At 67.2% G+C, this 26,894-nt stretch carries 26 protein-coding genes and 1 tRNA gene; 14 read left to right on the forward strand and 13 right to left on the reverse strand.

Annotation, left to right across the window (positions count from 1 at the left end; genetic code table 11):
* Positions 1 to 38: 38 nt before the first annotated feature.
* Positions 39 to 1,775 (reverse strand): pyruvate dehydrogenase, encoded by a 1,737-nt coding sequence (locus tag L1O03_RS08100; protein ID WP_236119278.1) that lies wholly within the window; start codon positions 1,773 to 1,775, stop codon positions 39 to 41.
* Between the two features lie 224 nt (positions 1,776 to 1,999).
* Between L1O03_RS08100 and L1O03_RS08105 the strand changes: the two genes are divergently transcribed.
* Together L1O03_RS08105 and L1O03_RS08110 are read left to right on the forward strand one after the other, a co-directional pair.
* The gene (locus tag L1O03_RS08105) at positions 2,000 to 3,448 is read left to right on the forward strand and encodes an MFS transporter (RefSeq protein WP_236119279.1); all 1,449 of its coding nucleotides are present in this window, start codon (positions 2,000 to 2,002) and stop codon (positions 3,446 to 3,448) included.
* Entirely contained in the window at positions 3,448 to 4,017 is a 570-nt protein-coding gene (locus L1O03_RS08110) for a TetR/AcrR family transcriptional regulator (protein WP_236119280.1), read from the forward strand. The genes L1O03_RS08105 and L1O03_RS08110 overlap by 1 nt, the downstream gene beginning before the upstream one ends.
* On the opposite strand, the gene L1O03_RS08115 is transcribed toward L1O03_RS08110, so the two are convergent.
* From L1O03_RS08115 to L1O03_RS08125, 3 genes are read right to left on the reverse strand one after another with little or no spacing between them, the layout of a single operon-like run.
* The gene (locus L1O03_RS08115) at positions 4,014 to 4,238 is read right to left on the reverse strand and encodes a helix-turn-helix transcriptional regulator (RefSeq protein ID WP_236119281.1); all 225 of its coding nucleotides are present in this window, start codon (positions 4,236 to 4,238) and stop codon (positions 4,014 to 4,016) included. The genes L1O03_RS08110 and L1O03_RS08115 overlap by 4 nt on opposite strands.
* Before the next feature lie 3 nt (positions 4,239 to 4,241).
* Positions 4,242 to 5,090 (reverse strand): ABC transporter permease, encoded by an 849-nt coding sequence (locus L1O03_RS08120; protein ID WP_236119282.1) that lies wholly within the window; start codon positions 5,088 to 5,090, stop codon positions 4,242 to 4,244.
* A complete protein-coding gene (locus tag L1O03_RS08125) occupies positions 5,077 to 5,970 on the reverse strand; it encodes an ABC transporter ATP-binding protein (protein WP_236119283.1) in 894 nt (297 codons plus the stop codon). Before L1O03_RS08125 ends, L1O03_RS08120 begins: the two co-directional genes overlap by 14 nt.
* A gap of 137 nt (positions 5,971 to 6,107) precedes the next feature.
* Here L1O03_RS08125 and L1O03_RS08130 point away from each other — a divergent pair, with 137 nt between their 5' ends.
* On the forward strand, positions 6,108 to 6,956 hold the full coding sequence (locus L1O03_RS08130) for a class I SAM-dependent methyltransferase (protein ID WP_236119284.1): 849 nt from the start codon (positions 6,108 to 6,110) through the stop codon (positions 6,954 to 6,956).
* Positions 6,957 to 7,076: 120 nt separating this feature from the next.
* Here L1O03_RS08130 and L1O03_RS08135 read toward each other — a convergent pair whose 3' ends face one another.
* From L1O03_RS08135 to L1O03_RS08145, 3 genes are all read right to left on the reverse strand, one after another.
* Positions 7,077 to 8,018: a hypothetical protein gene (locus tag L1O03_RS08135; RefSeq protein ID WP_236119285.1), complete on the reverse strand. Its 942-nt coding sequence runs from the start codon at positions 8,016 to 8,018 to the stop codon at positions 7,077 to 7,079.
* 77 nt (positions 8,019 to 8,095) lie between these two features.
* Complete coding sequence (locus tag L1O03_RS08140; protein ID WP_236119286.1) at positions 8,096 to 8,413, reverse strand: TM2 domain-containing protein; 318 nt, start codon at positions 8,411 to 8,413, stop codon at positions 8,096 to 8,098.
* A 304-nt stretch (positions 8,414 to 8,717) separates the two neighbouring features.
* Positions 8,718 to 8,790, reverse strand: a tRNA-Thr gene (locus L1O03_RS08145).
* Between the two features lie 244 nt (positions 8,791 to 9,034).
* On the opposite strand from L1O03_RS08145, the gene thrE reads away from it, so the two are divergent.
* From thrE to otsB, 5 genes are read left to right on the forward strand one after another with little or no spacing between them, the layout of a single operon-like run.
* On the forward strand, positions 9,035 to 10,549 hold the full coding sequence (gene thrE / locus L1O03_RS08150) for a threonine/serine exporter ThrE (RefSeq protein ID WP_236119287.1): 1,515 nt from the start codon (positions 9,035 to 9,037) through the stop codon (positions 10,547 to 10,549).
* Positions 10,550 to 10,587: 38 nt separating this feature from the next.
* A complete protein-coding gene (locus tag L1O03_RS08155) occupies positions 10,588 to 10,974 on the forward strand; it encodes a hypothetical protein (protein ID WP_236119288.1) in 387 nt (128 codons plus the stop codon).
* 29 nt (positions 10,975 to 11,003) lie between these two features.
* A complete protein-coding gene (locus tag L1O03_RS08160; protein WP_236119289.1) occupies positions 11,004 to 12,449 on the forward strand; it encodes an alpha,alpha-trehalose-phosphate synthase (UDP-forming) in 1,446 nt (481 codons plus the stop codon).
* A complete protein-coding gene (locus L1O03_RS08165) occupies positions 12,446 to 12,925 on the forward strand; it encodes an META domain-containing protein (RefSeq protein WP_236119290.1) in 480 nt (159 codons plus the stop codon). Before L1O03_RS08160 ends, L1O03_RS08165 begins: the two co-directional genes overlap by 4 nt.
* Positions 12,926 to 12,936: 11 nt before the next feature.
* A complete protein-coding gene (gene otsB, locus L1O03_RS08170) occupies positions 12,937 to 13,707 on the forward strand; it encodes a trehalose-phosphatase (protein ID WP_236119291.1) in 771 nt (256 codons plus the stop codon).
* On the opposite strand, the gene L1O03_RS08175 is transcribed toward otsB, so the two are convergent.
* The gene (locus tag L1O03_RS08175) at positions 13,651 to 14,781 is read right to left on the reverse strand and encodes a LacI family DNA-binding transcriptional regulator (protein WP_236119292.1); all 1,131 of its coding nucleotides are present in this window, start codon (positions 14,779 to 14,781) and stop codon (positions 13,651 to 13,653) included. The genes otsB and L1O03_RS08175 overlap by 57 nt on opposite strands.
* A 60-nt stretch (positions 14,782 to 14,841) precedes the next feature.
* On the opposite strand from L1O03_RS08175, the gene L1O03_RS08180 reads away from it, so the two are divergent.
* From L1O03_RS08180 to L1O03_RS08205, 6 genes are all read left to right on the forward strand, one after another.
* Entirely contained in the window at positions 14,842 to 15,930 is a 1,089-nt protein-coding gene (locus tag L1O03_RS08180; RefSeq protein WP_236119293.1) for a metal ABC transporter solute-binding protein, Zn/Mn family, read from the forward strand.
* 11 nt (positions 15,931 to 15,941) lie between these two features.
* A complete protein-coding gene (locus L1O03_RS08185; RefSeq protein ID WP_236119294.1) occupies positions 15,942 to 16,643 on the forward strand; it encodes a metal ABC transporter ATP-binding protein in 702 nt (233 codons plus the stop codon).
* 2 nt (positions 16,644 to 16,645) lie between these two features.
* Positions 16,646 to 17,560: a metal ABC transporter permease gene (locus tag L1O03_RS08190; RefSeq protein WP_236119295.1), complete on the forward strand. Its 915-nt coding sequence runs from the start codon at positions 16,646 to 16,648 to the stop codon at positions 17,558 to 17,560.
* Positions 17,561 to 17,754: 194 nt separating this feature from the next.
* Positions 17,755 to 18,981 carry a M20 metallopeptidase family protein gene (locus L1O03_RS08195; protein ID WP_236119296.1) on the forward strand — a complete coding sequence of 409 codons (1,227 nt, stop codon included), beginning with the start codon at positions 17,755 to 17,757 and terminating at the stop codon, positions 18,979 to 18,981.
* Between the two features lie 13 nt (positions 18,982 to 18,994).
* Positions 18,995 to 20,302, forward strand: a complete 1,308-nt coding sequence (locus tag L1O03_RS08200; RefSeq protein ID WP_236119297.1) for an MFS transporter — start codon at positions 18,995 to 18,997, stop codon at positions 20,300 to 20,302.
* Between the two features lie 228 nt (positions 20,303 to 20,530).
* Positions 20,531 to 21,340 carry a CE1 family esterase gene (locus L1O03_RS08205; RefSeq protein WP_236119298.1) on the forward strand — a complete coding sequence of 270 codons (810 nt, stop codon included), beginning with the start codon at positions 20,531 to 20,533 and terminating at the stop codon, positions 21,338 to 21,340.
* A 46-nt stretch (positions 21,341 to 21,386) separates the two neighbouring features.
* Here L1O03_RS08205 and rlmB read toward each other — a convergent pair whose 3' ends face one another.
* From rlmB to L1O03_RS08230, 5 genes are all read right to left on the reverse strand, one after another.
* A complete protein-coding gene (rlmB, locus tag L1O03_RS08210; RefSeq protein WP_236119299.1) occupies positions 21,387 to 22,337 on the reverse strand; it encodes a 23S rRNA (guanosine(2251)-2'-O)-methyltransferase RlmB in 951 nt (316 codons plus the stop codon).
* A gap of 12 nt (positions 22,338 to 22,349) precedes the next feature.
* A complete protein-coding gene (gene cysS, locus L1O03_RS08215; RefSeq protein ID WP_236119300.1) occupies positions 22,350 to 23,759 on the reverse strand; it encodes a cysteine--tRNA ligase in 1,410 nt (469 codons plus the stop codon).
* Between the two features lie 9 nt (positions 23,760 to 23,768).
* Positions 23,769 to 24,263 (reverse strand): PTS sugar transporter subunit IIA, encoded by a 495-nt coding sequence (locus tag L1O03_RS08220; protein ID WP_236119301.1) that lies wholly within the window; start codon positions 24,261 to 24,263, stop codon positions 23,769 to 23,771.
* 67 nt (positions 24,264 to 24,330) lie between these two features.
* Complete coding sequence (gene nagE / locus L1O03_RS08225; RefSeq protein WP_236119302.1) at positions 24,331 to 25,941, reverse strand: N-acetylglucosamine-specific PTS transporter subunit IIBC; 1,611 nt, start codon at positions 25,939 to 25,941, stop codon at positions 24,331 to 24,333.
* Complete coding sequence (locus L1O03_RS08230) at positions 25,934 to 26,746, reverse strand: PRD domain-containing protein (RefSeq protein ID WP_236119303.1); 813 nt, start codon at positions 26,744 to 26,746, stop codon at positions 25,934 to 25,936. Before L1O03_RS08230 ends, nagE begins: the two co-directional genes overlap by 8 nt.
* Positions 26,747 to 26,894: the final 148 nt, after the last annotated feature.

Raw genomic sequence — 26,894 nt, forward strand, 5'->3', positions numbered from 1 at the left:
CCCGTGGACCCCGCGACCTTGGGACCCGGGACCCCGGCCTAGGGACGCGGGATGTTGCGGAGGTTCGAGGTCGCCATGTCGAGCATGTGCCCCACGCCGCCGCCGAAGACGGTCCGGGTGGCCGCCTTGGAGAAGCCCATGAGCTGGGCGAAGGTGATGTTCGGCGGGATGCTCAGCGCGTTCGGGTCGGTGACCACGTCGATGAGGGCCGGCCCCTGGTAGGCGAGCGCCTCGGCGAGGACGTCGCGCGCCTTCGCGGGATCCTCGATGCGGAAGGATTTGATGCCCATCCCCTCGGCCACCTGCGCGAAGTTGACGTGCTCGTGGTCGGTCTCGAACTCCGGGATACCCTGGACGAGCATCTCCAGCTTCACCATGCCCAGCGAGGAGTTGTTGAAGACCACGCACTTGAGCGGCAGCTGGTACATCTTCACGGTGAGCAGCTCGCCCATGAGCATGCTGAGCCCGCCGTCCCCGGAGAAGCTAATCACCTGCCGGCCCGGCTGCGCCGCCTGGGCGCCGATGGCCTGCGGCAGCGCATTGGCCATGGTGCCGTGGCGGAAGGAGCCGATCTGCTCGCGGGAGCCGTTCGGGGTGATGTAGCGCGCGCCCCACACGTTGCACATGCCGGTATCGACGGTGAAGATCGCGTCCTCGGCGGCCAGCTCGTCGATGATGTTGGCGATGTACTCCGGGTGGATCGGCACGTGCTTGTCCACGTTGGAGGTGTAGGCCTCGACGACGGAGCTCAGCTTCCCGCAGTGCTTGCGGAGCATCTTGTCGAGGAAGCTACGATCCCGCTTCTCCTCCACGTGCGGGAGGATCGTCTTGATGGTGGCGGCAACATCGCCGATGACCGGGTAGCGCACCGTCGTGCGGCGGCCGATGTGCGAACCATCGACGTCCACCTGCGCGACGTTCTCCGTCGGCAGGAAGTCCGAGTAGGGGAAGTCCGTGCCGAGGAGGATGAGCAGGTCCGCCTCGTTGGAGGCGTCGTGGCACGCGCCATAGCCGAGGAGGCCGGACATGCCGACGTCAAAGGGGTTGTCGTGCTGGATGTACATCTTGCCGCCCAGCGCGTGCCCGATCGGGGACTTGATCTTCTCGGCGAGCTCCAGGACCTCCTCGCGCGCGTCGCGGACGCCCGCGCCGCAGAAGAGGGTGACGGTCTTGGCGTCGTTGATCGCCTTGGCCAGGGCCGCGGCCTGGTGCGGATCCGGGAGGAGGATGGGGCGGCCGGCGGCTACCGTCGAGTTGGTGAAGACGGGGCGGGTCACCTCCTGCTGGCTGACGTCGCCCGGGATGACGAGGACGGAGACGCCGTGCCCGGCCATGGTGGACTGGATGGCGTGGTGGACCACGCGATCGCCCTGGTCGGCGGAGTTCACCATCTCGCAGTAGGCGGAGCACTCCTGGAAGATCTTCTCCGGGTGGGTCTCCTGGAAGAAGCCGGAGCCGATCTGGACGCTCGGGATGTGGCTGGCCAGGGCCAGCACCTTGGCCCCGTTGCGGTGGGCGTCGTAGAGCCCCTGGATGAGGTGGGTGTTGCCGGGGCCGCAGGAGGCAGCGCACACGGCGAGCTCACCGGTAACGAGGGAGTCGGCGCTCGCGGCGAAGGCGGCCGCCTCCTCGTTGCGCACGTGCACCCACTCGATGGACGACTTCCGCACCGCATCAGAAATGGGGTTGAGGGAGTCCCCCACCAACCCGTAGATGCGGCGCACGCCCTGCTTCTCCAGGGTGTCGACGAGCAACTGCGCAAAATTCTTAGCCACTAGTCTTCGTTCTCCTCTCTTCGCGAAACTTCCTCTATGGTGCTCCCTTTATCCCCGGCGACGCTACCTTTTGGCCCGTTTTTCGCCCATCTGGTGTGAGGAATTACACCGCACGAGCAGTGGTTATGTACGTCTCATTGGGATATAGCGGGACTCTCCCCGGCCGGGCGCAGCCCCGCCCACCGACTTGGTAACTGTACTGAACGTTCGTTACAGTTACTCCCATGAGTCCCGACACCACCTCCACGCAGCGGTGGACCTTCCTCGCCATCATTTCCGTTGGCCTCTTCCTCATCGGCGCGGACAACTCCGTGCTCTACACAGCCCTCCCCACCCTCGAGGCGGATCTCGGCACGAGCGCCCTCGAGGCCCTGTGGGTCATCAACGCCTACCCGCTGGTCCTCTGCGGCCTCCTGCTGGGCACGGGCACGCTCGGCGACCGCATCGGGCACCGGCTTATGTTCCTCCTCGGCGTCACGATCTTCGGCCTCGCCTCCCTCGGCGCGGCCCTCGCGCCCTCCGCCTGGGCGCTCATCCTCGCGCGCGCGACGCTCGGGGTGGGCGCGGCGATGATGCTCCCCTCCACGCTCGCGCTCATCAGCATCACCTTCGACGACGAGCAGGAGCGCAACACCGCCATCGGGATCTGGGGCTCGATGGGAGCCGTCGGCGCGGCGACGGGACCGCTCCTCGGCGGGCTCCTCCTCAACCACTTCTGGTGGGGCTCGGTCTTCCTCATCAACGTGCCGGTGGCCGTGGCGGTGTGGCTGGCCACCGTCATCATCGCCCCGGCGAACGCCCCGAACCCGGAGCGCCACTGGGACGCGCTCTCTTCCTTCTACGCCATGCTCGCGATGATGGGCGCGGTCATGCTCATCAAGGAGGCCGCAGCCGGGCGCGAGCCCTGGCTCCTCGGAGCCTCAGCCGCGTGCATGATCCTGGGCGGCTGGCTCTTCCAGCGCCGGCAGCGCCGCCTCCCCAGCCCGCTGCTCACCTTCGATATCTTCATCAACCGCCTGTTCAGCGGCGGGGTGCTGGCCGCCGGCGGGGCGATGTTCTGCGTCTCCGGGATGGAGTACATGACCACGCAGCGTTTCCAGCTCATCGGCGGGTACACGCCGTTGGAGTCGGGGCTGCTCGTCGCGCTGGTGTCCCTGGCGTGCATCCCGGCGTCGATCCTGGGCGGCATCTACCTGGCGCGGCTGGGCTTCCGCACGCTCATTGCGGGCGGCTTCGCGCTGCTCGCCGTGGGACTCGTCGTGGCCGCGGTGGCCTTCTCCCGGGGGCAGCTCCTCGCGTTCGCGGTGGGGCTTCTGCTCGTGGGCGTGGGGGCCGGCAGTGTGATGTCGGTGTCCTCGACGGCGATCATCGGTTCGGCCCCGCTGCGCCGCGCGGGCATGGCCTCCTCGGTGGAGTCGGTCTCCTATGAGTTCGGGACGCTCGTCGCCGTCGCGATCGTGGGCTCCGCGATGCCCGCCCTCTACCGCCTCTTCGCCCCCGCCGGGCGGCCCGAGCTTCTCGCGGCGGACCCGGCGTCCGCGGCGGCGTATGATTCCGGGTATTTCTGCATCGTGGGGATCGTCGCCGCGATGGCTGCGCTCTGCGCCCTGGTCACGGCCTGGTGTTTCCGCGGCAACCCCCGCCGCGCCCTCGTCCCGGAAGGAGTCCACTGATGCGCCCCAACAAGCGCGAGGCCATCCTCAAGGCCGAGGTCGCCATTATCGACGACGCCGGCCCCGACGCCCTCACCTACGAATCCCTGGCGGCGCGCTCGGGATTCTCCAAGTCCGGCCTGGTCTATCACTTCCCCTCGCGCGAGGAGCTCATGCTCGCCATCCACGCCTACCTGGCGGAATCCTGGGAGCAGGAGCTGCTGCGCGCTGCGGGCGTCGAGGACGTCACGCAGCTCTCTGAGGCCGAGCGCCTGCGGGCCGTCGTCCTCTCCTTCTCCACGGCGGCGAGCCTCCCCGAGCTGCTCCTCCAGATCGAGGCCGTCCGCCACCCCGAGGCTGCGGCTATCTGGCGCGCCGTCGACGAGCGCTGGATGCCCAAGCCCGCCACCATTCTCGACGGCCCCACCCGGCGCGCCGCCTACCTCGTCCAGCTCATGGCCGATGGCCTCTTCCTCCACGACCACCTTCACGTCACCCCGCTCACGCGCGAGCAGCGCGCGGCCCTCACCGAGGCCGTTCTCCAGCTCATCCCCACGCCGGAGGATCCGGGCCCCCTCGCGCGCGGCTAGAGGAGGGGCGGGAACTCCTCGAGGGAGAAGATGGACTCGACGGGCACGTCGAAGTAGCGGGCGATGCGCAGCGCGAGGGCGAGGCTGGGCGCGTATTCGCCGCGCTCGAGGTAGCCCACGGTTTGATAGTGGATGCCGAGGTCCTCGGAGAGCTGGCGTCGGCTGATGCCGCGATCGGCGCGAAGCACCGCGATGCGGTTATGAATGGCGCTGTCTGTCATGGTTTAGGTTCCCACGTGCTGGCGCTGGGCCGCCTGGAGGCTGGCCACCATCCCAAGCGTCTCTTTGCGGAAGGACCGCTGCATCACCGAGGGCACCAGCGCGAAGCCGATGACGAGCCACGCCAGCATGATCCCCAGCCCGAGGAGCGGGTGGAAGCTCTGCGAGGCCTCCGCGAAGGGGACGTCCACGACGAGCGAACGGACCACGTGCCCACCCCAGTAGAACGGCAGGCACTGCTGAATAGCCTGGACCCAGCCCGGCAAAATGGTGATGGGGAAGACCAGGCCGGCTGTTCCGAAGAGAGCAAGCACACCGCCAAGAATCACAAGCTGAGAATACAACCCGCGGATGAGCGAGGCCATGATGAGGCCAATCGGCGCAATCGAGGCGAGCATGAACAGCTCAACCCCGAGCACGGCGATGGCCTTGGGGAGCGAGAGTGAGACATCGGGGAAGACGAGGATCCCACCCAGGAACAAAATAGCCTGCGAGAGGAACACCATCAGCCCGGTGGCTAGCACCTTCCCCACGCTCCAGGCGAGCGCCCCGTGCGGGAGGATGCGCACCCGCGCCAGCGTCCCGCCGACCCGGTCGGTATAGACCTCCGAGCAAATCTGGGCCAGGAAGAACCCGGCAAGCCCCACCGAGCACCCGAGGATGCTGTACATCCGTCGAGAAATGTCGACGCTCTCATCCACGGGCTCCGTGCTGAAGAAGGCGTGGACCGCGAAGAAGATCGCCTCGGTGAGGAGAAGGCCCACCATCCCGAAGCCCAGGAGATTGGGGCGAATATCGGCGCGGGCATAGCGCATGGCCGCTCGGGCAATAGCCAGGGGTTTAGTGCGTGACATGGCTCTCCTTCTCAGCGAGTTCCTCGTGGTGGCGGATGATTTTTAGGTAGGTGTCCTCCAGGTCCGCGGAGTGTACGCGGAGCTCCTTCGCATCCTCGGGGACGGAGTGGATGATGAAGTCCCGGGGCTCGTCCGTGGAGTGGACGTGGCGGGTGCCGCTGGCGTCGCGCCAACTCACCTCCGACTGGCCGGAGAACTGCTGGCGCAGCTCAGGCACGGTGCCGTCGGCGATGATGCGCCCCTCGCTCATGATGAGGATGCGGGAGGCGAGCTTCTCCGCCTCCGCGAGGTCGTGGGTGGTCATGAGGACCGCGGACTCCCCGTCCACCTGCTCCATGATGAGGTCGTGGAGGCGCGCCTTGGCCACGGGATCGAGCCCCGTCGTGGGCTCATCGAGGAGCAGCAGCTGCGGGTGGTGCATGATGGCCGAGGCGAAGTCCACACTCCGACGCTGCCCGCCCGACAGCTGACCCATCGTGGAGCCCAGCTTCTCCTCCAGGCCGACGCTCGCCAGCGCCTCCTCCGGCTGCCGCACGTCGTCGACCTCCGTGGAGTATTGGGCGTGGAGCCAGCCGAGGTGGTCGGAGATCCGCCACTTCCCGTGGTCGGACCAATTCTGTTGGACGAGGCCCACGCGGGCGCGGAGGCGGGCATCGGTCTTGAGAGGGCTCTTCCCCAGCACGCGGACGCTTCCGCGCTGCGGGGTGAGCATGCCCAGGAGGTTTTCCACGAGGGTCGTTTTTCCCACGCCGTTGGGGCCGAGGAGGCAGACGACCTCACCCCGGTGAATCGTGAGGTTTACCCCCGTGAGCACGTCATTCTTGGCATAAGCGAAGTAGAGGTCGCTCACCTCTACGGCTGCGGCCCGGTCTGTTCGCATAAGGACTCCTTCGGAATGCAGTAGGTCTACTATGTCCGTAGCAGGAATACTACATCCGGCAGAAGTAGTACGTCAAGAATGGCGGAGATCACTTCAATGAAGATGAATCGGGATTCAGATTGATTACCCTAGGTTCTATGGACAGCACGGCACAGAAGCTCTTTGGCAGCGAGATCGGCTCCACAACAGTCACGACGATCGCCTCCCGCGCGCGCGGCGCGGCGAAATACGGCATAACAGACTGGACAGACACCCAGGCCGAGGAGGTCTTCCGCGCCCTCCAGGAGCGCGCCCAGCGCGAGGGCTTTGACCTCGAATCCCTCTGCCTCACCTCGAAGAGCGCCGTGGTGGGGACGATCCGCCGCTCCCAGGCCCTCGACCAGCTCATCCGCGACTTCGCGGCCGCCCACCCCTCCCCCGTCATCCTCAGCCTGGGGATCGGCCTGTGCAACGCGGCCTCCCGCCTCCGCGACATCGACGCCCGCTGGTTTGGCGTCGACAAGAAGGAGGTCCTTGACACCCGGGCGGAGCTCATCCCCGAGGACACCGTCCATTGCATCCCGGGCGACCTCGCTGAGCCCCACACATGGCTCCCCCACATCCCCGCCGACGCCCCCACCCTCGTCGTGGCGGAGGGCGTCCTCATGTACCTCCAGCCGGAGAGCGTCCCCCCGCTGCTCGACGCCCTGCGCGCCCACTTCAGCGAGGCCCCGGCACTGGAGCTGGCCGCCGACCTCTACGACACCCTCATGATGAAGCGCAAGACCGATCACGAGATCAAGGAGCGCACCGGCGCCAGCTACAGCTTCGGCGCGGAGGGCCCCGAGGGGCTGGCGAGCCAGGCCGAGGGCTGGGAGGCACTCGGAGCCGTGGACACCATGAGCCCCATCAGCACCGAGATGCGCCTGGCAGTGCCAGCACTCAAGCGCCTCTGCCGCGGACGGCTGCCCTACTCGGTGATGAGGATTGCGGCGACTAGAGCGTAAAAAAGGGGCGACGACAAACGGAAGCCAGGAAAGCCATCATGCTTCCCGAGCTTCCGTTCTGATTCTCGCAGCACACCCCGCGTGCTCAGAAATCCCCCGAGATTCCCACGCGGGCTGCGATTAGTCGATCGGCTTAATCAGATACACACGAGCGCCGACGCCCGCAGTGCACAACCAGCCCACACCACTGCCGTCGAGGTTGCAATCAACCTCGTATTTCGCGCCATTTGTCCCCGTGACATCATGCAGGGCCCAATTGGAATCCGAATCAATTTCATCCGCCATCGTGGCAGCGATGTTTCTGGAAAGCTCCTCCGAAGCACCATGCTTACTCCCGCGGGGAGGGATACGGTAGATCTGGAATCCCGAGTACCCGTTGTCATCCACTTCCACGGCCTCGGAAGGAATGTGAATCGAGCTCCTCGAGGGGTAGTTCCGCGAAACCGACGCTTCCGACGTTGTCTCGGAGGTGGACGTCTCCTCAGATGACGTCGTCGTGTATTCGGACGAGGTGGTCATCTCGCTGGACGTTGGAGGCGCAGCCACCGTCGCGTCTTCATCGTCGTCTCCCACTGTCTTAACAATGCGAACGACGAAAAATGCCGCGACGACGATAATGACGAAAATCAGCGCAATAATGAAACCAATGAGCCAACCATTCGTCTTTTTCTCATCGGATTTCCCCTCAGCAGAATACGGTGCCCCCTGTGACGTGGGAGCCCCGTAGGGCTGCTGCGGGTAGCCCTGCTGATATGGAGGAACCTGCTCCGTAGAGTACGGAGCCGACTGCTGCTCATAAGATGAGTGCCAGTCATCATGCGCAGGGACCTGAGGAATTAAACCAGTCTCCGTAGAATCCTCATTCCCCTTCTCAGACGAAGACAGATCAGAGGCCTCAGAGGACTTCTCCACCTCGGGAGATGCGTGTGCGTCAGCGTCGACGGCCCACTCATCTGTCCGCTCGTCATGATGCGGACCGGACCAGTCACCGGACCAATCCTCATTGGACCAGTTCTCGGCCCATTCATTGTCGTCATACTTGTCATCGCGCGGACCGCTCATGATTCCATCCTCTCTGGATTTCTGCTGGTACATACCTTATCAGGCAATCCCCCGGAAGACACGAGGGCGCAACGCACTTAAATGAGTGGAATCCCATAGGCATCACGGTCATAGCCACTGCTCTTGGTGGCCACGAGGAAGATGTCCACAATCCACCAAATGACCAAGCCTGTATAGACAATCGCGGGAACGATGAGCGTCCACATTAAGAGACTGGCCAGAACCGCCAGCAGCGGGCGGAGAATGCCCCGCTTGAAGTTGCCCAGATAGAAATCGTGCATCGCGATAAGGCCCAGGAAGATCACCAGCAGCAGCGTGGCCACCCAGCTCTTCTGCTCCACCCAGGCGAGGACATAACCGGGAGCCGGCGGAGCCGTCCACTGGGGCTGCGCCATGGGCTGCCCCGACCATTGCTGCTGATAGCCGGGCTGTGACGGCCATTGGTGGTACGAGCCCTGGGGCGCTCCCTGCGGTGCTCCCTGCGGTGCTCCCTGGGGCGCCGCGCCCCATTGTTCACCGTTCATCTGACCTTCGTGCGAGCCGTCTACCATGGGGAGCCTCTTTCTCAGGGTGTGCTGATTGTATTCTCTGTGTTTTATCATCCTTTGCGGACAGCGTTTCCCCTCACTCCCCTGGATAGGGGAAGCCTCCCGGCCCAGCCACAGAAAAAAAGAGCAGGCCCCCTCACCTGCTCTGCCGAGCTGGAGATGGGACTCGAACCCACAACCTACGGTTTACAAGACCGTTGCGCTACCAATTGCGCCACTCCAGCACGGGCGCCCTCTCTGGAGTCTGGGCGCCCTGTGAAGAAGATACCGGACCGTGTCGGCGAAAGTCCACATCGGCCCTGGGCTGCGCCGATGCCAGGACAATGCCGCCTCGTCGCACGCTCAGCACGCCCGTGCGCCGGCAGCGGCGGGCTCGCGTCCAACCGCGCCCGCGGACGCATTAAAGTCGGCTGTGGGCGTTCCCACGCGCACTCGTTTCAGCACCAACCACGAGGAAGTACGACAGCGTTGACAGGACTCTTCCACGCTCTGCGTTCCAAGGCTCGGAGCCAGGGGCACATCGCCACGATCGACGCGGCCAAGGCGGCGCCACCGCCCTCCCCCCTCGCGCCGATTGACCTGACGGATTCTGCCCAGGTCGCGGGCGTGATGGACATTTCCGCCCGGATTGGGGAGCTGCTGCTGGCGTCGGGAACATCAAACAACGACGCGAAGACGCAGATCCACGCGGTGTGCTCCGCCTATGGTCTGCACTACGTCCACGTGGACATCACGTTCAACACGATCACGATCTTCACGCATATCGGCACGCACCGACGCCAGCCGGTGACCGTCTTCCGCGTGGTGCGCGGCCTCACCACGGACTTCTCCAAGCTCAGTGAGGTGGACCGGCTCATCCGCTCGATCCAGGGCGGGGCCACGCCGCCGGAGGTGGCGGAGAAGATCCTCGATGAGCTCTATGCCAAGCCGGCGACGTACAAGCAGTCGACGTCGATCCTCGGCTGGGGCGTCATGGGCGGCACCGTCTCGGTGATGCTGGGCGGCGACGCGATCGTGGGGCTCACGTCCTTCTTCGTGTCCATGCTCATCATGGCGGTGAACTACTGGCTCGATAAGAAGAACCTGCCCTACTTCTTCCAGAACGTCGTGGGCGGCATGCTCGCGACGCTGCCAGCGGCCGTCATGTACGCCTCGGTGGCGTACTTCGGGGTGCGGATTTCGCCCTCGCAGATCATCGCCTCCGGGATCATCGTGCTGCTGGCGGGGCTCACCCTCGTGCAATCGCTGCAGGATGGGATCACGGGCGCGCCGGTGACGGCGTCGGCGCGATTCTTCGAGACGCTGCTCTATACCGGTGGCATCGTCGGCGGCGTGGGCCTGGGCATCCAGCTCTCGGCGACGCTGGGGATGGCGCTGCCGGCCCTCGAGTCCGTCGCGCCGCCCAACTTCCAATCCGCGCTGGTGCGCGTAGTGTTCGGCGCGATCGCGACGGGTGGCTTCGCGCTCGCCTGCTATGCGGAGAAGTCCTCCGTGTGGTTGTCGGCGATCACCGCCGCCTCCGGTTCCGTGTTCTACTACTATGTGCTCTCCCCGCTGGGCACCTCGGGGGTGACCGCGGCGGCGGTGGCGGCCGTCGTCATCGGTCTGGCTGGTGGTTTGCTCGCCCGGCGCTTCCAGATCCCGCCGGTCATCACCGCCATCGCGGGTATTACCCCGCTCCTGCCTGGTCTCTCCGTCTACCGGGGGATGTACGCCGCGCTGCATGAGCAGATGCTCGTCGGCTTCACCAACCTCGCGGTGGCCCTCGCGACGGCGTGCGCGCTCGCCGCGGGCGTGGTACTCGGTGAGTTCATCGCTCGACGCCTGCGCCGGCCCCCGAAGATCAACGCCTATCGCGCCTTCCGGGCGGCGCGTCGCTACTCCTTCCAACAGGCCTCCCGCGCGAAGCGCGCCCAGGCGCGGCTCACTGGCAGCCGTCGTCGGCCCAAACGCGGCGCTTCCGGTGCTAGTGGCGTAGAATAGGTGCCCGCAACTACCGGCCCACATACGCAGGAGGATCCTTGCCGCCCAAGGTCACTGACACTCGTCCCAATCTTGATGCCATGCACGCGGTGGAGGAAGAGACAGCTCGCGGGGCTCGGCGCATCGTGGCCACCTATGCCGAGGACTTCATGGACGGGGTCACGCTCATGTGCATGCTCGGCGTAGAGCCGGAAGGGTTGTCGCACAAGAAGGTTGCCGCCGAGTGGGAGGCCGCCCACCCGAAGAAGAGCACCAAGAAGTCCACCAAGAAGAGCTCGAAGAAGTCGACCAAGAAATCGACGAAGAAGAGCACCAAGAAGTCCACGAAGAAGTCGACGAAGAAATCCACCAAGAAGTCGACCAAGAAGAGCACCAAGAAAACCACGAAGAAGACCAGCGCGAAGAAAACGACGAAGAAGAGCTAACTGAGCTAACTGAGGGAGGGCTCCGCTTCATGTCGAGCTTTGTCGTCGTAGCCAACCGGCTGCCCGTCGATTCCGTTACCCGCCCCGATGGGAGCCACGAGTGGGTTCCCTCCCCCGGGGGCCTCGTCACCGCTCTCAGCCCCGTCCTCAAGGAGCACGAGGGCTGCTGGGTCGGCTGGCCCGGCACCACCGATGACACCCACCCCCTCGAGCCCTTCCGCACCGAGGACGTGATCCTCCTGCACCCCGTCTCCCTCAGCGCGACGGACTACGAGGAGTTCTACGAGGGATTCTCCAACGCCACCCTGTGGCCCCTCTACCACGACCTCATCGTCCCCCCGATCTACGAGCGCACCTGGTGGCACACCTACCGCGAAGTGAACCTCCGCTTCGCCGAGCACGCGGCCAAGGTCGCAGACCACGGCGCCACCGTCTGGGTGCAGGACTACCAGCTCCAGCTCGTGCCGGGGATCCTGCGGCAGCTGCGCCCCGACGTGAAGATCGGCTTCTTCCTTCACATCCCCTTCCCCTCCGCGGACCTGTTCCGGCAGCTCCCCTGGCGCGAAGAGGTGGTCCGGGGTCTCCTCGGCGCCGATGTCATCGGCTTCCACCTGCCCAGCTACGCGAACAACTTCCTCTCCCTCGCCCGCCAGGTGAGCGGCGCCTCCGGCTCCCACACAGGCCAGCCCGACACGCTCACCGTCCACGGCACCGCCCGGATGCGGGAGCGCAACGCGATCGTCGAGGCCCCCGACGGGCGTCGAGTCCACGTGGCTGCCTTCCCCATCTCCATCGACATCGGCTCCATGAGCCAGCCCGACGCGCAGGCCGTGGCGGACATCCGGCGACGGCTCGGCAACCCGCGGCATCTCTTCCTCGGCGTGGACCGGCTGGACTACACGAAGGGGATCCTCCAGCGCCTTGAGGCCGTCGAGCAGCTTCTCGAATCCGGCAGCCTCGACCCGGCGGAGACGGTCCTCGTGCAGATTGCGACGCCCTCGCGCGAGCGCATCGCCCAGTACCGGAAGGAGCGGCGGCGCGTCGAGGAGGCCGTGGGCCGCATCAACGGGCGCTTCGGGCAGCTCGGCCATCCGGTGGTCCACTACGTCCACCGCACCGTGCCGAAGTCCGAGCTCTCCGCCTGCTACGCCGCCGCCGACGTCATGCTCGTCACCGCCTTCAAGGACGGCATGAACCTTGTCGCGAAGGAGTACGCGGCCATGCACCCCGACGGCTCCGGGGCCCTCGTGCTCAGCGAGTTCGCCGGCGCCGCGGAGGAGCTCCCCGAGTCCTTCCTCTGCAACCCCCACGACCTGGAGAGCGTGAAGCGCGCCATCTACAACGCCGTCTACACCCTCGAGCACCAGCCCGAGGAGGCCCAGCGCCGCATGCGCGCCCTCCACACGCAGGTCCACGAGCACGACGTCCAGCTGTGGGCCCGCAGCTTCCTCAGCTTCCTCAAGGAGCCCGCATGATGAGCAGCCGCCGCCTGGCCCTCGTGGCCGCCGCCGCGCTCCCGCTGCCCCTCCTCGCCGCGTGCGCGGAGGACCCCGGCACGGATCCCCTCACCGGCACCGAGTGGCAGGTGACCAACATCTACCGCGAGGAGGGAGAGCCCAGCAGCCTGCCCCCGACGCTCGCCGGCGCCGTGAAGCTCGTCTTCGGCGAGCACACCCTCGCGGGCAACACGGGCTGCGCCAACATCCAGGCCATCACCTCCTTCACGGCGGATCGCCTGGAGGTCACCGACGTCCACTTCCACCCCGAGGACGGCAGCCCCTGCACCGGCGCGGATCTCAACGTCCACCAGGCGGTGAGCGACATCCTCCGCAGCGGCCCGCTCACCATCCTCCACCCCTCTGACTCGGAAATGATCCTTCGCGAGGACACCGGGCGCCCCAACCCGCCCGCGCTGCGCCTCGCGCGCCCCGTCGACGATCCCCACGAGTAGAAAGCCTCCCCATGACGAGCATCCATGACCTGGCAACCACCGCCGAGCTCCTCGTCGTCAGCGATTTCGACGGCACCCTCGCCGGCTTCAACCCCTCCGACATCTACGACGTGCCGATCAGCGAGGAATCCCTCAGCGCCCTGCGCACCCTCGCCCACCTGCCGCACACCACCGTGGCGGTGCTCTCCGGGCGGCACCTCGGCGGCCTGAAGAAGGTGTGCCCGCTCGAGGCTCCCGTCCTCTTCGCCGGCTCCCACGGCGCCGAAACCTCCGGCGAGCCCTCCGGGGAACGCGGCCCCGACGAGCAGCAACAGTGCGCCCTCGATGCGCTCGACGCCCGCCTCGCCGAGATCATCGCCTGGGAGCCCCGCACCTACCTCGAGCGCAAGCCCTTCCACCGGGTCATCCACGTGGCGCCCTTCGTCGACGAGGATCCCTCGCGCGCGCGGGAGGTCCTCGACGCGGCGCTCGCCGTCGAGCACGAGGGGGTGTCCATGCTGGAGGGCAAGAACATCGTGGAATTCTCCGCGAGCGAGGAGAACAAGGGCACGTGGATTGCTTCTCACCGGGAGTCCCTCGGGGCGACGGGGGTGCTCTTCCTCGGCGATGACACCACCGACGAGACCGGCTTCCGCATCCTCCGCGAGGAGGACCTGGGCGTCAAAGTGGGCGAGGGCGACACGGCAGCCACCGAGCGCGTCGCGGACCGCGACGGGGTGGCCGCCCTACTGAGCGAGCTCGCCGCCGGCCGCACGCGGTGGGCCGACGGTCTCTCCCGCTAGGAACTGCGTCGGGAGGATCTTCCGCGGGGGCGTGTCCAGGGGGTGCCCGGCGCTGCGCTCCTCGATGAGCTCGAGGAGAATGCGGCCCGCCGCCGCCCCCTTCTGCTTATTCGGCTGGAGGACCGTGCTGAGATTGCGGTCCACGGCCTGCTCAATGCCATCAAAACCGGTCACCGAGAGGTCTCGCGGCACGCTCCACCCACGCTCGCGCGCGTAGGACAGGACGCCGAGCGCCATGGTGTCCGTCGTGCACAACACCGCGGTGAGGTCCGGGTGCCGGGTGAGCAGCTCCCGCGCCGCGTCGCGCGTGTTCTCCCGGTTGTTGATGTAGCGGGTGACGATGGGCACCGACCCCGGGTCAATGCCCGCGCCCGCCAGGACCTCGAGCGCGCCGAGCACACGCGAGCGCTGGAGGTGCAGGTCCGCGTGCTCGACGTCCTGGCGGCTGATGAAGCCGTCCCGGTCCGTCGCGAAGAGACGGGGGCTGAGGATCCCGATGCGCCGGTGCCCCGCCTCCACGAGCGCCCGCGCGGCCGGCTGGATGGCGGCGTGATCGTCGATACCCACGAAGGGAAGCTCCGGGTGGTCCGTCGGCTGATCGCAGAGGACGAGCGGCACGTGGCGGGCCATCGCCGCACGCAGATAGGGGTCATTCTCCGCCACGGAATAGACGACGAACCCGTCCACCACCGCGGAGTTCACCAGCCGCAGCGCCGCCGCATCATCGTGATAGGAGGAGGGGCCGACGGGCACGAGCGTGAGCGAGGTGTCCGAGCCATAGGAGGCCTCCGCGACGCCGACGAAGAAGTCCACACTCGCCCGGTCCTCGAAGGCGAAGCTCATGTGCTCCGTGAGCAGCACCCCCAGCGCCCCGACCTTCCCCGCGCGAAGGGAACGCGCCATGGGGTCCGGCCCCGGGTAGCCCATCCGCTCCGCGGCGGCAAGAATTTTTGCGCGCAATGCCGCCGATAACTGATCCGGGTGATTATACGCATTGGACACGGTTGTGCGGGATACTCCCAGCTCAGCCGCCACAGATGCGAGAGTGCCACGACGAGAGGAGCGCTTTACCATACATATCAATCTATCAGCCGCACGTTGACAATTATTTTCAACACTAGGAAACTTGGCATCATGGCTTTTTCAGATTCCTCTCAGCGCATTATTCGCGCCGGCGCGGCAGCCTTCGCAGCCGGCTCTCTCTTCCTCGTTTCTGCGTGCAGCGACGGGTCCAGCAGTGACTCCAGCTCCGCGAGCAGCGAGAACACCTCGGCCTCCGCGTCGGCGGACGGCATCTCCATCGTGACGTCCACGAGCATCTGGGCGGACATCGCCAAGGAGGTGGCCGGCGACGGCACGAACATCCAGGCGATCGTCACGGGTAACGACGTCGACCCCCACCACTTTGAGCCCAGCGCGGCGGACATCGCTAAGGCGAAGGACGCCGACCTCGTCGTCGCCGGTGGTGGCGGCTACGACGCCTGGCTCTACCAGGCCGTGGACCAGGACAAGGTCATCCACGCCCTGCCGCTCACCGAGCACCACCATCACCACCACGGTGAGGGCGAGGAGGCCCACGAGCACGAGCACTCCCACGAAGGCGAGGAGGCCCACGAGCACGAGCACGAGCACGGCCACTCCCACGAGGGCGAAGAGGGCCACGAGCACCACCACCACGGTGACCGCGAGGGCGCCGAGACCAACGAGCACGTCTGGTACGACGTCGATGCCCTCATCCAGGTGGCCAACGATGTGGCCTCCCGCGTGAAGCAGATCGACTCCTCCGCCAAGGTGGACTCTGATTCCATCGACGCCCGCCTGGGCAAGCTGAAGGAGCGTATCTCCAAGCTGCCGCACCTGCACACCGCCCAGACCGAGCCGATCGCCGACTACATCATCGGCGACTCCGAGATCCACGACATCACCCCCGAGGGCTACCGCGAGTCCTCCCTCGACCACGGTGAGGCCTCCGCTGCGGACCTCAAGGAATTCCTCGACCTCATCGACAGCGGTGAGCTCGACTTCCTCATCTACAACCCGCAGACCGAGACCGACCTGACCAAGAAGATCCACGACGCCGCGGAGGCCAAGGGCCTGCCGATCGTCGAGATCGCCGAGACCCCCGAGGCTGACCAGAACTTCCTCGATTACTTCGAGTCCGTCGTCGAGCAGCTGGAGAAGCAGGCCGACGCCGCCTCCCACGGGGAGCAGAAGGCCGCCTAACCGAGGGACCTATGCTTCTTGAGTTTCACAACGCCGCGGTGCACCCGCTCTGGTCCGACCTCTCTTTCCAGGTCGAGCCGGGCGAGTTCATCGCGGTTCTTGGTCCCAACGGGGTAGGAAAGTCGACGCTGCTCTCCGCCATCCTCGGCACGCGCAAGCTGAGCGCCGGGAGCGTGAGCCTCAACGCCCGGGTGGGCTTCATCCCGCAGCAGCGGATGTTCCCCCCGGACCTCCCGCTGCGCGCCCGTGACCTCGTCTCCCTCTCCCTTGCCCACGGCGTGGTGCGAGGGAGGCACGCGCGGCGCCAGCAGGTGGAGGAGGTGCTCGCGAGGGTCGGCGCGACGGACCTCGCGAAGCTGCGGGTCGGCCGCATGTCCGGCGGGCAACAGCAGCTCATCCGCCAGGCCCAGGCTTTCGCCCTCAACCCCCAGCTCATCCTCGCCGACGAGCCACTCCTCAGCCTCGACGTCCGACGCCAGCGTTCCACGGTGGACATGCTCCACCGCCACTGCGCCGAGGACGACGGCGCGGTCCTCTTCGTGACGCACAGCATCAACCCTGTGCTGCAGGTCACCACGCGGGTGCTCTACCTCGCCCCGCACGGGCATGTGCTCGGCACGGTGTCGGAGGTCATGCGCTCGGAGGTGCTCTCTGAGCTGTATGGCACGCAGGTGCACGTCGTCGAAGTCGATGGCCGAATGGTGGTGATCTAAACATGAACCTTGGCGCTTTCCTCAGCGAGTATGCCTCGGCCACCGGGGACCTCCTGGCTGTGGATTTTGTTCAGCAGGCGCTCATCGCGGCGGCGGTGCTGGGCGTGCTCTCGGGCGTGATGACCCCGCTCATCGTGCTCCGGCAGATGTCCTTCTCCGTCCACGCGACGAGCGAGCTCGCCCTCATGGGCGCAGCCGCCGCCCTCCTCTTCGGCCTCAACGTCGGCTGGGGTGCGATTGCCGGCTCTATCGTCGCCGCCCTCATGCTCGCCCTCCTGGGCATGAAGCAGCACCAGGACGCGGTGATCGGCGTGGTGATGAGCTTCGGGATGGGGCTCGCGGTCCTCTTTATCCACCTGTACAAGGGGAATTCCACCCGTGCGTTCTCGCTGCTGACCGGCCAGATCGTGGGGGTCTCGACGGCCTCCACCGCCACGCTTGTCATCGTGACGGTGTGCGTCGTCGGACTCATTGTTCTGCTGTGGCGGCCGCTGCTCTTCGCCTCCGCTGACCCCACGATGGCCCACGCCGCCGGGGTGAAGCTCCGGGTGCTCGCGGTGATCTTCGCGGTGCTCGTGGGTATCACGGCGGCGCAGTCCGTGCAGATCGTCGGTTCGCTGCTGGTCATGGCGCTGCTCATCACGCCGGGGGCCTCGGCCGTGCAAGTGACGGCCTCCCCCGTGCGCGCGGTGGTTCTCTCCGTCGTCTTCGCGGAGGTCGCCGCCGTGGGCGGGCTCATCCTCTCGTTGGCCCCGGGCGTTCCGGTGTCGGTCTTCGTGACGGGGATCAGCTTCCTCATCTACCTCATCTGCCGCGTGATCAACGCGATCACGAACCGCGTCGCGCAGGTGGGGCAGGCCTCTGCGGGGGAGCCGCACCACGCGGCCGCGGCGGCCGAGCAGGGGCCGCTCACCTAGAGCCGCCCCGCCCCTCCCCGCACCCGGCAGGACGTGCGGGCGAGACCCGGGAAACACCCCGGCGCCTCGCCCCCCGTCCTGCCGGTTTTTCGTGTGCCCACCCTCGGGCAGTTAGCGCCATCACACTTTCGGGGACTAGCATATGACAGAAATTCAGCAATCTCTCACTAGATCTGGAGGCAGTGAGCACGACGATGAAGGAATCTTTCCACAGCATCGCTCAGGACATCGCCGCCTTGGCCCCCGAGCTAAGCAGCATCCGTCATGAGCTTCACCAGATCCCCGAGGTGGGCCTGCACCTGCCGAAAACGGCGGCCCGCGTGCGCGCGGAGATCGACGCGCTCGGCCTCGAGGTACACGAGTGCGAATCCGCCACCGGGTTCATGGCGGTCCTGCGCGGCGGCGCATGCACCGCGGCGGCCCGGCGGCCCATCGTCCTGCTCCGCGCGGACATGGATGCGCTCCCCGTCCAGGAGGACACGGGCCTGGACTGGGCGTCGACAAATGGAAACATGCACGCCTGTGGCCATGACCTGCACACGGCAGGTCTCATCGGCGCGATGCGGGTGCTCTGCGCGCGGCGCGAGGAGCTCGCCGGCGATGTGGTCTTCATGTTCCAATCCGGCGAGGAGGGCTGGCACGGCGCGCAGCACATGATCAACGAGGGGCTTCTCGACGCCGCCGGCCGCACCCCCGACCACGCCTATGGGGTGCACGTGTGGTCCTCGCGCTACCCGGCGGGCTACATCGGGACGCGCCCCGGCCCCATGATGGCTTCCTCCGACTCGATGGCGATCACCATCCACGGGCACGGCGGCCACGGCTCCGCCCCGCACGAGACGCGCGATCCCATCCCGGTGGCGGCGAGCATCGTCACCGAGGCGCAGGTCATGGTGGCGCGGGAGTTCAACATCTTTGACCCGGTGGTCGCGACGTGCGGCCAGATCCACGCGGGCACCATCGCGAACGTCATCCCGAACACCGCCTTCCTGGAGTTCACCCTGCGCACCCTCTCCTCGGCGTCGCGCGAGCGCCTCATCCGCCGCCTGCGGGAGCTCGCGGAGCACACGGCCGCGGCCCACGGCATGCGCGCGGAGTGCAAGCTCGTTGAGCTCTACCCGGTCACCATGAACGACCCCGACGAGTACGAGTTCGCCGCCGACACCATCAGCTCCGTCTTCCCGGAGCGCTGGCAGCTCCAGGAGACCCCGATGGCCGCCGCGGAGGACTTTTCCCAGGTCCTCGAGAAGATCCCCGGGGTGTTCATCGGCGTCAGCGCCGTCAACCCCGGGGAGGATCACACCTCCCTCCCCTTCAACCACTCCCCCCACGCCCGTTTCCGCGACGACGCGATCGCGGATGCCGCCACGATCCTCGCGACGCTGGCCTACCGCCGGCTCAGCGGGTCCGGCACCTCCTAGCGAAAGGACAACGATGAGTACCAGCACCACCCCGCGACGCCAATCGCCGCTCAAGACGCTGGCAGGCACCGGCGTCGGCAACGCGCTCGAATGGTTCGACTGGAACGTGTACGCCACCTTCGCGGTGTACTTCTCCACCCAGGTGTTCAATAACGACGACCCCACCTCGGCCTTCCTCAGCACGATGGCGGTCTTCGCCGTCGGCTTCGTGGCCCGCCCCTTCGGGGGTTTCCTCTTCGGCTGGCTGGCGGACCGGATCGGCCGGAAGGAGTCCCTCGCCGTCGCGGTGATGTGTGCCTCGCTGGGCTCGATCCTCATCGCCATCACGCCCACCTACGAGTCGGTGGGCTGGATCGCGTCGGCGATCCTCGTCATCGCGCGCCTCATCCAGGGCCTCGCGCACGGCGGCGAGCTGCCCTCCGCGCAGACGTACCTCGCGGAGCACGCCCCGCGCGAGCACCGCGGCCTGTGGGCCTCCTCCATCTACGTCACCGGAACGCTGGGCATCCTGGTGGGCATGGTGTTCGGCCTGGTGCTGGAGGTCTCCCTCACCGAGGAGCAGCTGCTGAGCTGGGGCTGGCGCATCCCGTTCGCGGCGGGCGCGGTGCTGGGCCTCACCGCCCTGTGGATGCGCCTCCACATGGACGAGTCCGAGGTCTTCGAGGCCGAGAAGGAGCGCACCGCCTCCACCGAGCAGAAGAAGACCAACATCTTCGTCTCCGTCGCCAAAAACTGGACCACCGCCCTCAAGGTCGTGGGCATGACGGCGGGCCTCACCGTCGGCTATTACGTGTGGTCGGTGACGATGCCCGCCCTCGCGCAGAAGAGCTTCGGCTTCAGTGCGTACGACGCCTTTACCGGCTCGATCATCGGCAATGTGGTGTTCATTATCGCGCTGGTGTTCTGGGGCTGGGTCTCTGACCGCTGGGGCCGCAAGCCCACCATGCTCATCGCGATGCTCGGCTGCGCCGTCCTCTACCTCCCGCTCGTCCACTACGTGGAGGCCCAGCAGACGATGGTGGCCCTCATCCTCGCGATCTCCGTGCAGCTCTTCCTCCTGGCCGGCTTCCTCGGCCACGCGCCGGCCACCTACGCCGAGATGTTCACCACCGACCAGCGCGCCTCCGGCTTCGGCATCCCCTACGCCCTCACCATCGCGATCTTCGGCGGCACTGCCGGCATGATCATGACGTGGATGGGCAACGCCACCCACTTCGCCATCTACTCCATCATCCTGCTGGTCATCTCCGCGATCACCATCCTCACCCTCAAGGAGACCAAGGGCATGGACCTCCACGGGCACTACCCCGAGGAGTACTAGCCCCCACACGGGCCACCACGTTCCTCCCCTAGGACGAGGCGGCCCTTTTCGCGTCATCCTTCCGGCGCATGAGATCGAGCGCCACCACCACGCGCGCACCCGACGGTGGCCCCGGGCCACGAGGTACTGAGATCCATGGCCTCAGCGTACGTGGGCCAGAGTGCTGGGAAAAGAGCACGGGGTGCCTATTTTCCAGTACCTCTCCCCCTATGGGGCACAATACACACCATGCCCCGATCCGAATTCCCCACCGCCCAGCGCACCCGCACGTACCAGCTCATCTCCCCCGAGGCCTCCGCGCGCGCGGGAGCCGAGGACGCGCCGGTGCTCCTCCTCGTCCACGGGTCGCAGCAGTCCTCCACGGTGTTCCGCGCCTTCACGGACCGCATGTTCGAGGGCCTCGGCTTGCGCGCCCTCTACCCCGATGGGGTCGCCCACCACTTCAACGACATGCGCGCCCACCTCCCGGAGCGCACGCGCGAGGAGGGCGTCGACGACGTCGATTTCCTCACCAGCCTCTGCAGCCACATCGGGGCGCGCCGCGTCATCGGGCTGGGATTCTCCAATGGAGGGCACATGATCCTCCGCCTCCTGCGCGACGCCCCTGGTTTTCTAGCAGGGGGTGCTATTTTTGCAGCATCTCGCCCCGCTGAGGGGAACATTCTTCCGCCCACCGAGCCCCCGGCCCCCTGGCATCCCACCCCGCTCCTCTTCTGCCACGGCACCGCAGACCCCCTGGCCCCCTATGGGGGCGGGCTCGCCGGCGTGGGTGGCCGCTCGCGCGGGGAGTGCCTGCCGGCGCGGGAGTCCGCGGAGTTCTACGCGCGCGCGAACGGCGCCACCGGCGCGCCCGCCGAGCGGCGGGTGGGGGAGAATGTGTCGGTGGCGCGATGGGAGGGTGCTGCGCCCGTCGAGCTGTGGACGCTCGAGGGTGCGGGCCATGTGATTCCGGGGCAGAGCGCGCGGCTGCCGGTCCTCGGGGAGCCGTGCTCGGAGGTGCGGGCCGACCGCATGGTGGCGGAGTTCTTCGGCCTCTGAGGTCGGGGCCCGCGCCGCCCCCGCCGCGCCGCCCCCGCCGCGCCGCCTACGCGGTGCCGGCCGCCCGGCGCTGGCGGGCGAACTCGCTGAGGACCACCCCGGCCGCCACGGAGGCGTTGAGGGATTCGACCCAGTCGGCCATGGGGATGGACATGATGACGTCGCAGTTCTCGCGCACGAGGCGGGAGATGCCCTTGCCCTCGGAGCCGACGACGATGAGCACGGGGGTGTCCGCGGCGGCGGTGTAGGTGTCGAGGGTGTGCTCCCCGCCGGCGTCGAGACCCACCACCTGGTAGCCGTTGCGCTGGAATTCCTTGACGGTGCGGGTCATGTTCGTCGCCTTCGCGACAGGCAGGCGCGCGGCCGTGCCCGCGGAGGTGCGCCAGGCGACGCCGGTGACGGAGGCGGAGCGTCGCTCCGGGATGACGACGCCGTGGCCGCCGAACGCCGCAACCGAGCGGATGACGGCGCCGAGGTTGCGGGGGTCGGTGATGTTGTCGAGGAGGACGACCATGCCCTTCTCCCCCGTGTCCGCGATGGAGCCGATGAGGTCGTGGACGTCGGTGTAGGAGTAGGGCGGGATGAGCAACCCGATGCCCTGGTGCATCCCGTTGCCGGTGAGGCGGTCCATCTCGGCGCGGGGGATTTCGCTCACCGGGATGTTGCGCGCGGTGGCGAGGGTCACCGCCTCGGTGAGGCGGTCGTCGTTGCCGGTGCCCTGCACGACGTACAGGTGGCTGCCCGGCACGTGGGCGTGCAGGCACTCGACGACGGGGTTGCGCCCCACGACCAAGTCCGGGGTCTCCCGCACGTGGCGGCCGCTGTTGCGGCGCTCGCGCTCAACCTTGCGCTTGTAGGCGGCGTGGTAGGGGCGATTCTCCGCTTTGGGCGTCGGCCCCTTGCCGGCCAGTGCCCGCTTGTGCTTGCCGCCGGAGCCCTTGGTGGCTCCCTTTTTGTTCTTCTTCCGGCGGTTGGGCCGGAAATCATTACCCGCCATTGAATTCTCTCCCTATGATTCCAAAGACCAGGTGGGACCCTGGGGCGTATCCGTGACGACGATGCCCGCCGCGGCCAGGCGATCGCGGACGGCGTCGGCCGTCGCGAAGTCCTTCTCCTTGCGGGCCTGGGCGCGCCGCTCGAGCTCCGCGCCCACGAGCGCGTCGAGGGCCGACAGGGCGGCATCATTATCCCGGGTGGAGCCCTGGCCGCCGTGCCACTGCTCGCTGAGCGGGTCGATTCCGAGGACGCCCGTCATGGCGCGGACCTCCCCGCCCAGGCGCAGGGCCTCCTCGTGCTCCCCCTTCGCGAGCGCACTGTTGCCCGCGCGGACGGCGCGGTGGATCTCCGCGAGCGCGCGCGGCACCGCGAGGTCCTCATCCATGGCGGCGGTGAAAGCCTCGGGGAAATCGCCGACGCCCACCTCCGCGTGCTCGCTCAGGCGGTGGAGGAAGTCCTCGATGCGCCGGTAGCCGGCAGCCGCCTCCGTGAGCGACTCCGGGGAATACTCCAGCACGCTGCGATAATGGGCGCTGCCCAGGTAGTAGCGCAGCTCCACGGGCCGAACGACCTTGAGGAGCTCGGGCACGCTGAGGACGTTGCCGAGGGACTTGGACATCTTCTCCCCCGCCATGGTGACCCAGTGGTTGTGCATCCAGTACTGGGCGAAGCCATCGCCGGCGGCGTGGGACTGCGCGATCTCGTTCTCGTGGTGGGGGAATTGGAGGTCCAGGCCGCCGCAGTGGATGTCGAAGCTCTCGCCGAGGTACCACGTGGACATCGCGGAGCACTCCAGGTGCCAGCCCGGGCGCCCCGGCCCCCACGGGGTGGGCCAGGAGGGCTCGCCCGGCTTGGCGGCCTTCCACAGGGCGAAGTCCTGGGGGCTGCGCTTGCCCTGGTGCTCGGATTCGCCCTGCTCCATCTCCTCGACGCGGTTGCCGGAGAGGCTGCCGTAGTCGGAGCCCTCGGCGGCCGTCCACGCGGCCACGTCGAAGTAGACCGAGCCCTCGTGCGCGTAGGCGAAGCCGCGGTCGATGAGCCGCTGCATATAGTCGACCATCTGGGTGACGTGGCCCGTCGCGCGGGGCTCCACGCTGGGCGGGAGCACGCCCAGGGTGGAGTAGGCCTCGGTGAAGAAGCGCTCGTGCGTCGAGACCCACTCCCACCAGGGCCGGCCATTCTCCGCCGCCTTGGTGAGGATCTTGTCGTCGATATCCGTCACGTTGCGGACAAAGGCCACATCGAGGCCCTTGGCCATGAGCCAGCGGCGCAAAATATCAAACGCTACCCCGCTGCGCAGATGGCCAATGTGCGGCTGGGCCTGCGGGGTAGCTCCACACAAGTACACGGAGGCGTGCCCCTCACGCAGGGGCACGAATTCTCGCAGGGACCGGGTACTGGTGTCGAAGATTTTTAAAGCCACGCCCTGAGTTTAGACGAGACTAAAGGTGGCAATCGCCGCGCCCTGGGTTGCCGGACCCGCGGTCACCTCCGCCCCGGACACCTGGCTCTTGTCCGTGCCGACGATCGGCGTGACGAGGTCCTTCCCCGCCTCGCGGATCACCTTCGCGTGGACCGTCATGATCGGGTCGCCGGCCTTCACCTTCGCGCCCTCCTCCACGAGGGCGGTGAAGCCCGCCCCCTTGAGCTCGACGGTGTCCAGCCCCACGTGCACGAGGACCTGCGTCCCCAGCTTGGTCACGAGGGCGAAGGCGTGCCCACCATGAAAGATGTTGGACACCCGGCCGGTCACGGGCGCATGCACCGTGAACTCGTCTGCGTCCGTGCTCGGGCGGATCGCCACGCCGGCGCCCAGCATCCCGCCGGCGAAGACCGGGTCCGGGACCTCGCTCATAGGGATGACAGTGCCCTCAAAGGGGGCGTGGATGGTGAGGTCGGTATCTTTGCTCTTCGCGAAGAATCCCATGCTTCTCCTGTCCTGTGCGGGCGCGCCGGCGGGACCCGGCGCGCGCTTCTGTCCTGAAGGTTTTAGCTTAGCGCTTGGCGCGCTGGAGGAGCTCGGCCACGTCATCGTGGACGAACTGCACCTGCGGGCCGATGATGACCTGCACGTTCCCAGCGCCGGGGCGCATGACCCCGGCCACCTCGGCGGCCTCCAGCTGGTGTTCGTCCACCTTGGCGTCGTCGAGAACGGTGACACGCAGGCGGGTCGCGCAGTAGTCGAGGGAGTCGATGTTCTCCGCGCCGCCGAGGCCGGCGAGGATGCGCTCGGCCTGGGAGCTGGGGGCGGCGCTGGACTCGGCCTGTGCCTCGCGTTCCTCCTCGGGGATGTCGGTGAGGGCAGCCACGCCGCCGTCGTCGGCGGAGCCGCGGCCCGGGGTGAGGAGGTTGAACTTCCCGATGAGGAACCAGAAGATCCCGAAGTACACGAAGAAGTAGATGACGCCCAGAAGCAACAGCATCCACCACTTGTTGGCCAGCGGGTTCTGCGAGGAGAGGACCATGTCCACAAGCCCCGCCGAGAAGCCGAAGCCCGAGGTCCAGTGGAAGGCGGCGGCGATCGCCAGCGACACACCTGTGAGCAACGCGTGCACCACGTAGAGTAGCGGGGCCGCGAACATGAAGGAGAACTCGAGCGGCTCGGTCACGCCGGTGAAGAAGGAGGCCAGCGCGCCGGCCATCATGAGGGAGCCGACGACCTTCCGGCGCTTCTTATCCGCGCGCAGGTACATGGCCAGCGCCGCGCCGGGGATGCCGAACATCATCATCGGGAAGAAGCCGGCCTGGTAGCGGCCGACCTGGCCCACGACCTCGCAGGCGGAGCCGTTCCACACGCCGGGGCAGCTGGCGGCGTCGGTGGCCTGGCGGGCGGCCTCGATGGTCTCTGCGCCGTTGAGGAACTTGCCGATGTCATTGATGCCAATGACGTCGAACCAGAAGATCGAGTTGAGCGCGTGGTGGAGGCCCGTCGGGATGAGGAGGCGATTCACCACGCCGTAGATGCCCGCGCCGAGGATGCCCATCCCCTGGATCCACTGGCCAAAGTGGAAGAGGACCGAGTAGAGCAGCGGCCACACGAAGAAGAGGACGCCGGCCAGGACCATCGAGAAGAGGGCCGTGAGGATAGGCACGAGGCGCCGGCCCGAGAAGAATGCCAGGAAGTCCGGCAGCCGCGTGCCCGAAAACTTGTTATAGGTGAACGCGGCGAGCAGGCCCACGATGATGCCGATGAGCACGTTCTTCGAATCAATGGCATCCCAGCCCTGGCTGGCCCAGGTGAGGGCGTCGGAACCTGTGAGGGCCTCCGGGTCCTCGATGCCCCGGTAGCCGGCCATGGCCTTCGGCCCGATGAGCTGGATGACCGTCTGGAAGCCAACGAAGCCCGAGAGCGCCGCCGCACCGTTGTGGTCCTTCGCGAGGCCAAAAGCCAGCGCCAGCGCGAAGATGAGGCCCAGGTTGTCCATGACCGCCGAGCCCGACTTGAGGAAGATCGACGCCAGCACCGAGCCCTCGTTGATCGCGTCAATCCAATAACCGATACCGCACAGCAAGGCCGCGACCGGCAGCACAGCCACCGCACCCATGAGCGCCTTGCTCAATTTCTGTAGCGAACCCATCACGGAGGACTGAGCCGACTTAGCCATGACGGTTCTCCTTTCTCTCGAGACGCCAGCCGTGGAGAAGCACCGCCAGCAAGGCGGCCTCGCCCGGGGCCTTCGCCCCCATATCCGCGAGCAGCCCCACAGCCAGGTGATATTCCTCAGGAAGATGGTGAGCGATGAGCGGCGCCAACTCCGTCTCCCGGGCGCGCCCCTCGCGGAGCCTCCGGTACGCGCGGGCCAGTGCCGCCACCAATTCCTCGTCCGCCTCGCCGGCCGACGCCCCACCGCCCAGCCGCTCCAGCACGGTGTCCGTCCACGCGGCCAGTTGATTCGCCTGGGCCAGCGGGGTCTTCACCGTGACGCCGCTGCGGGCGGCGTTGAGGTGCAGCGCGACGGCGGCCGCCTCCTCCTCCGGGAGGTCCGACGACGGCAAGGTGGAATTCAAGTAGTGAACGATGATCTGGGCAGCCCGGAACTCCTCAGGGAAGGCGCCGGCTACCTCAGCGAGAATCGTGGAGTACATGTGCTTGCCCTGGCGGACGCGGCCAATCGCGAAAGACAAATGTTCCGTGAGGATGAGGTACACGCTCGGGTGCAGCTCCCCCAAAAGATCACTGGCCAAGTCCACCGCCGCCCCGACCTGGCGCACCATGGTGGCGTCGAGGTCATCGATGACCGCCATGAGCGGTGCTTTCTCCGGCTGGATGGGCACATATGTGCGCTGGGCGCGATCCCCAGCGATACGTTCCCCGGTGCGGCGCCCGAAGCCGATTCCCCGTCCGACGAGCACGCGCTCGACGCCCTCGTCATCGCGCACGAGCACAGCGTTGTTGCTGAAGACGCGCACTATACGAGGCTGCTCAGGGGCCACGACGGCCTCCCCTCAAGACGGGCCGAAACCCCGCGGCGGCCTGGGCGGCGCCTGGCGCTTCGGCGGCGGTCGTGCCTGATCGGATCAGTAACACCCGCACCACAACGTACCGGGCCCAGCCTAA

Source organism: Corynebacterium uropygiale, assembly GCF_021568315.1.
Taxonomy (GTDB): domain Bacteria; phylum Actinomycetota; class Actinomycetes; order Mycobacteriales; family Mycobacteriaceae; genus Corynebacterium; species Corynebacterium uropygiale.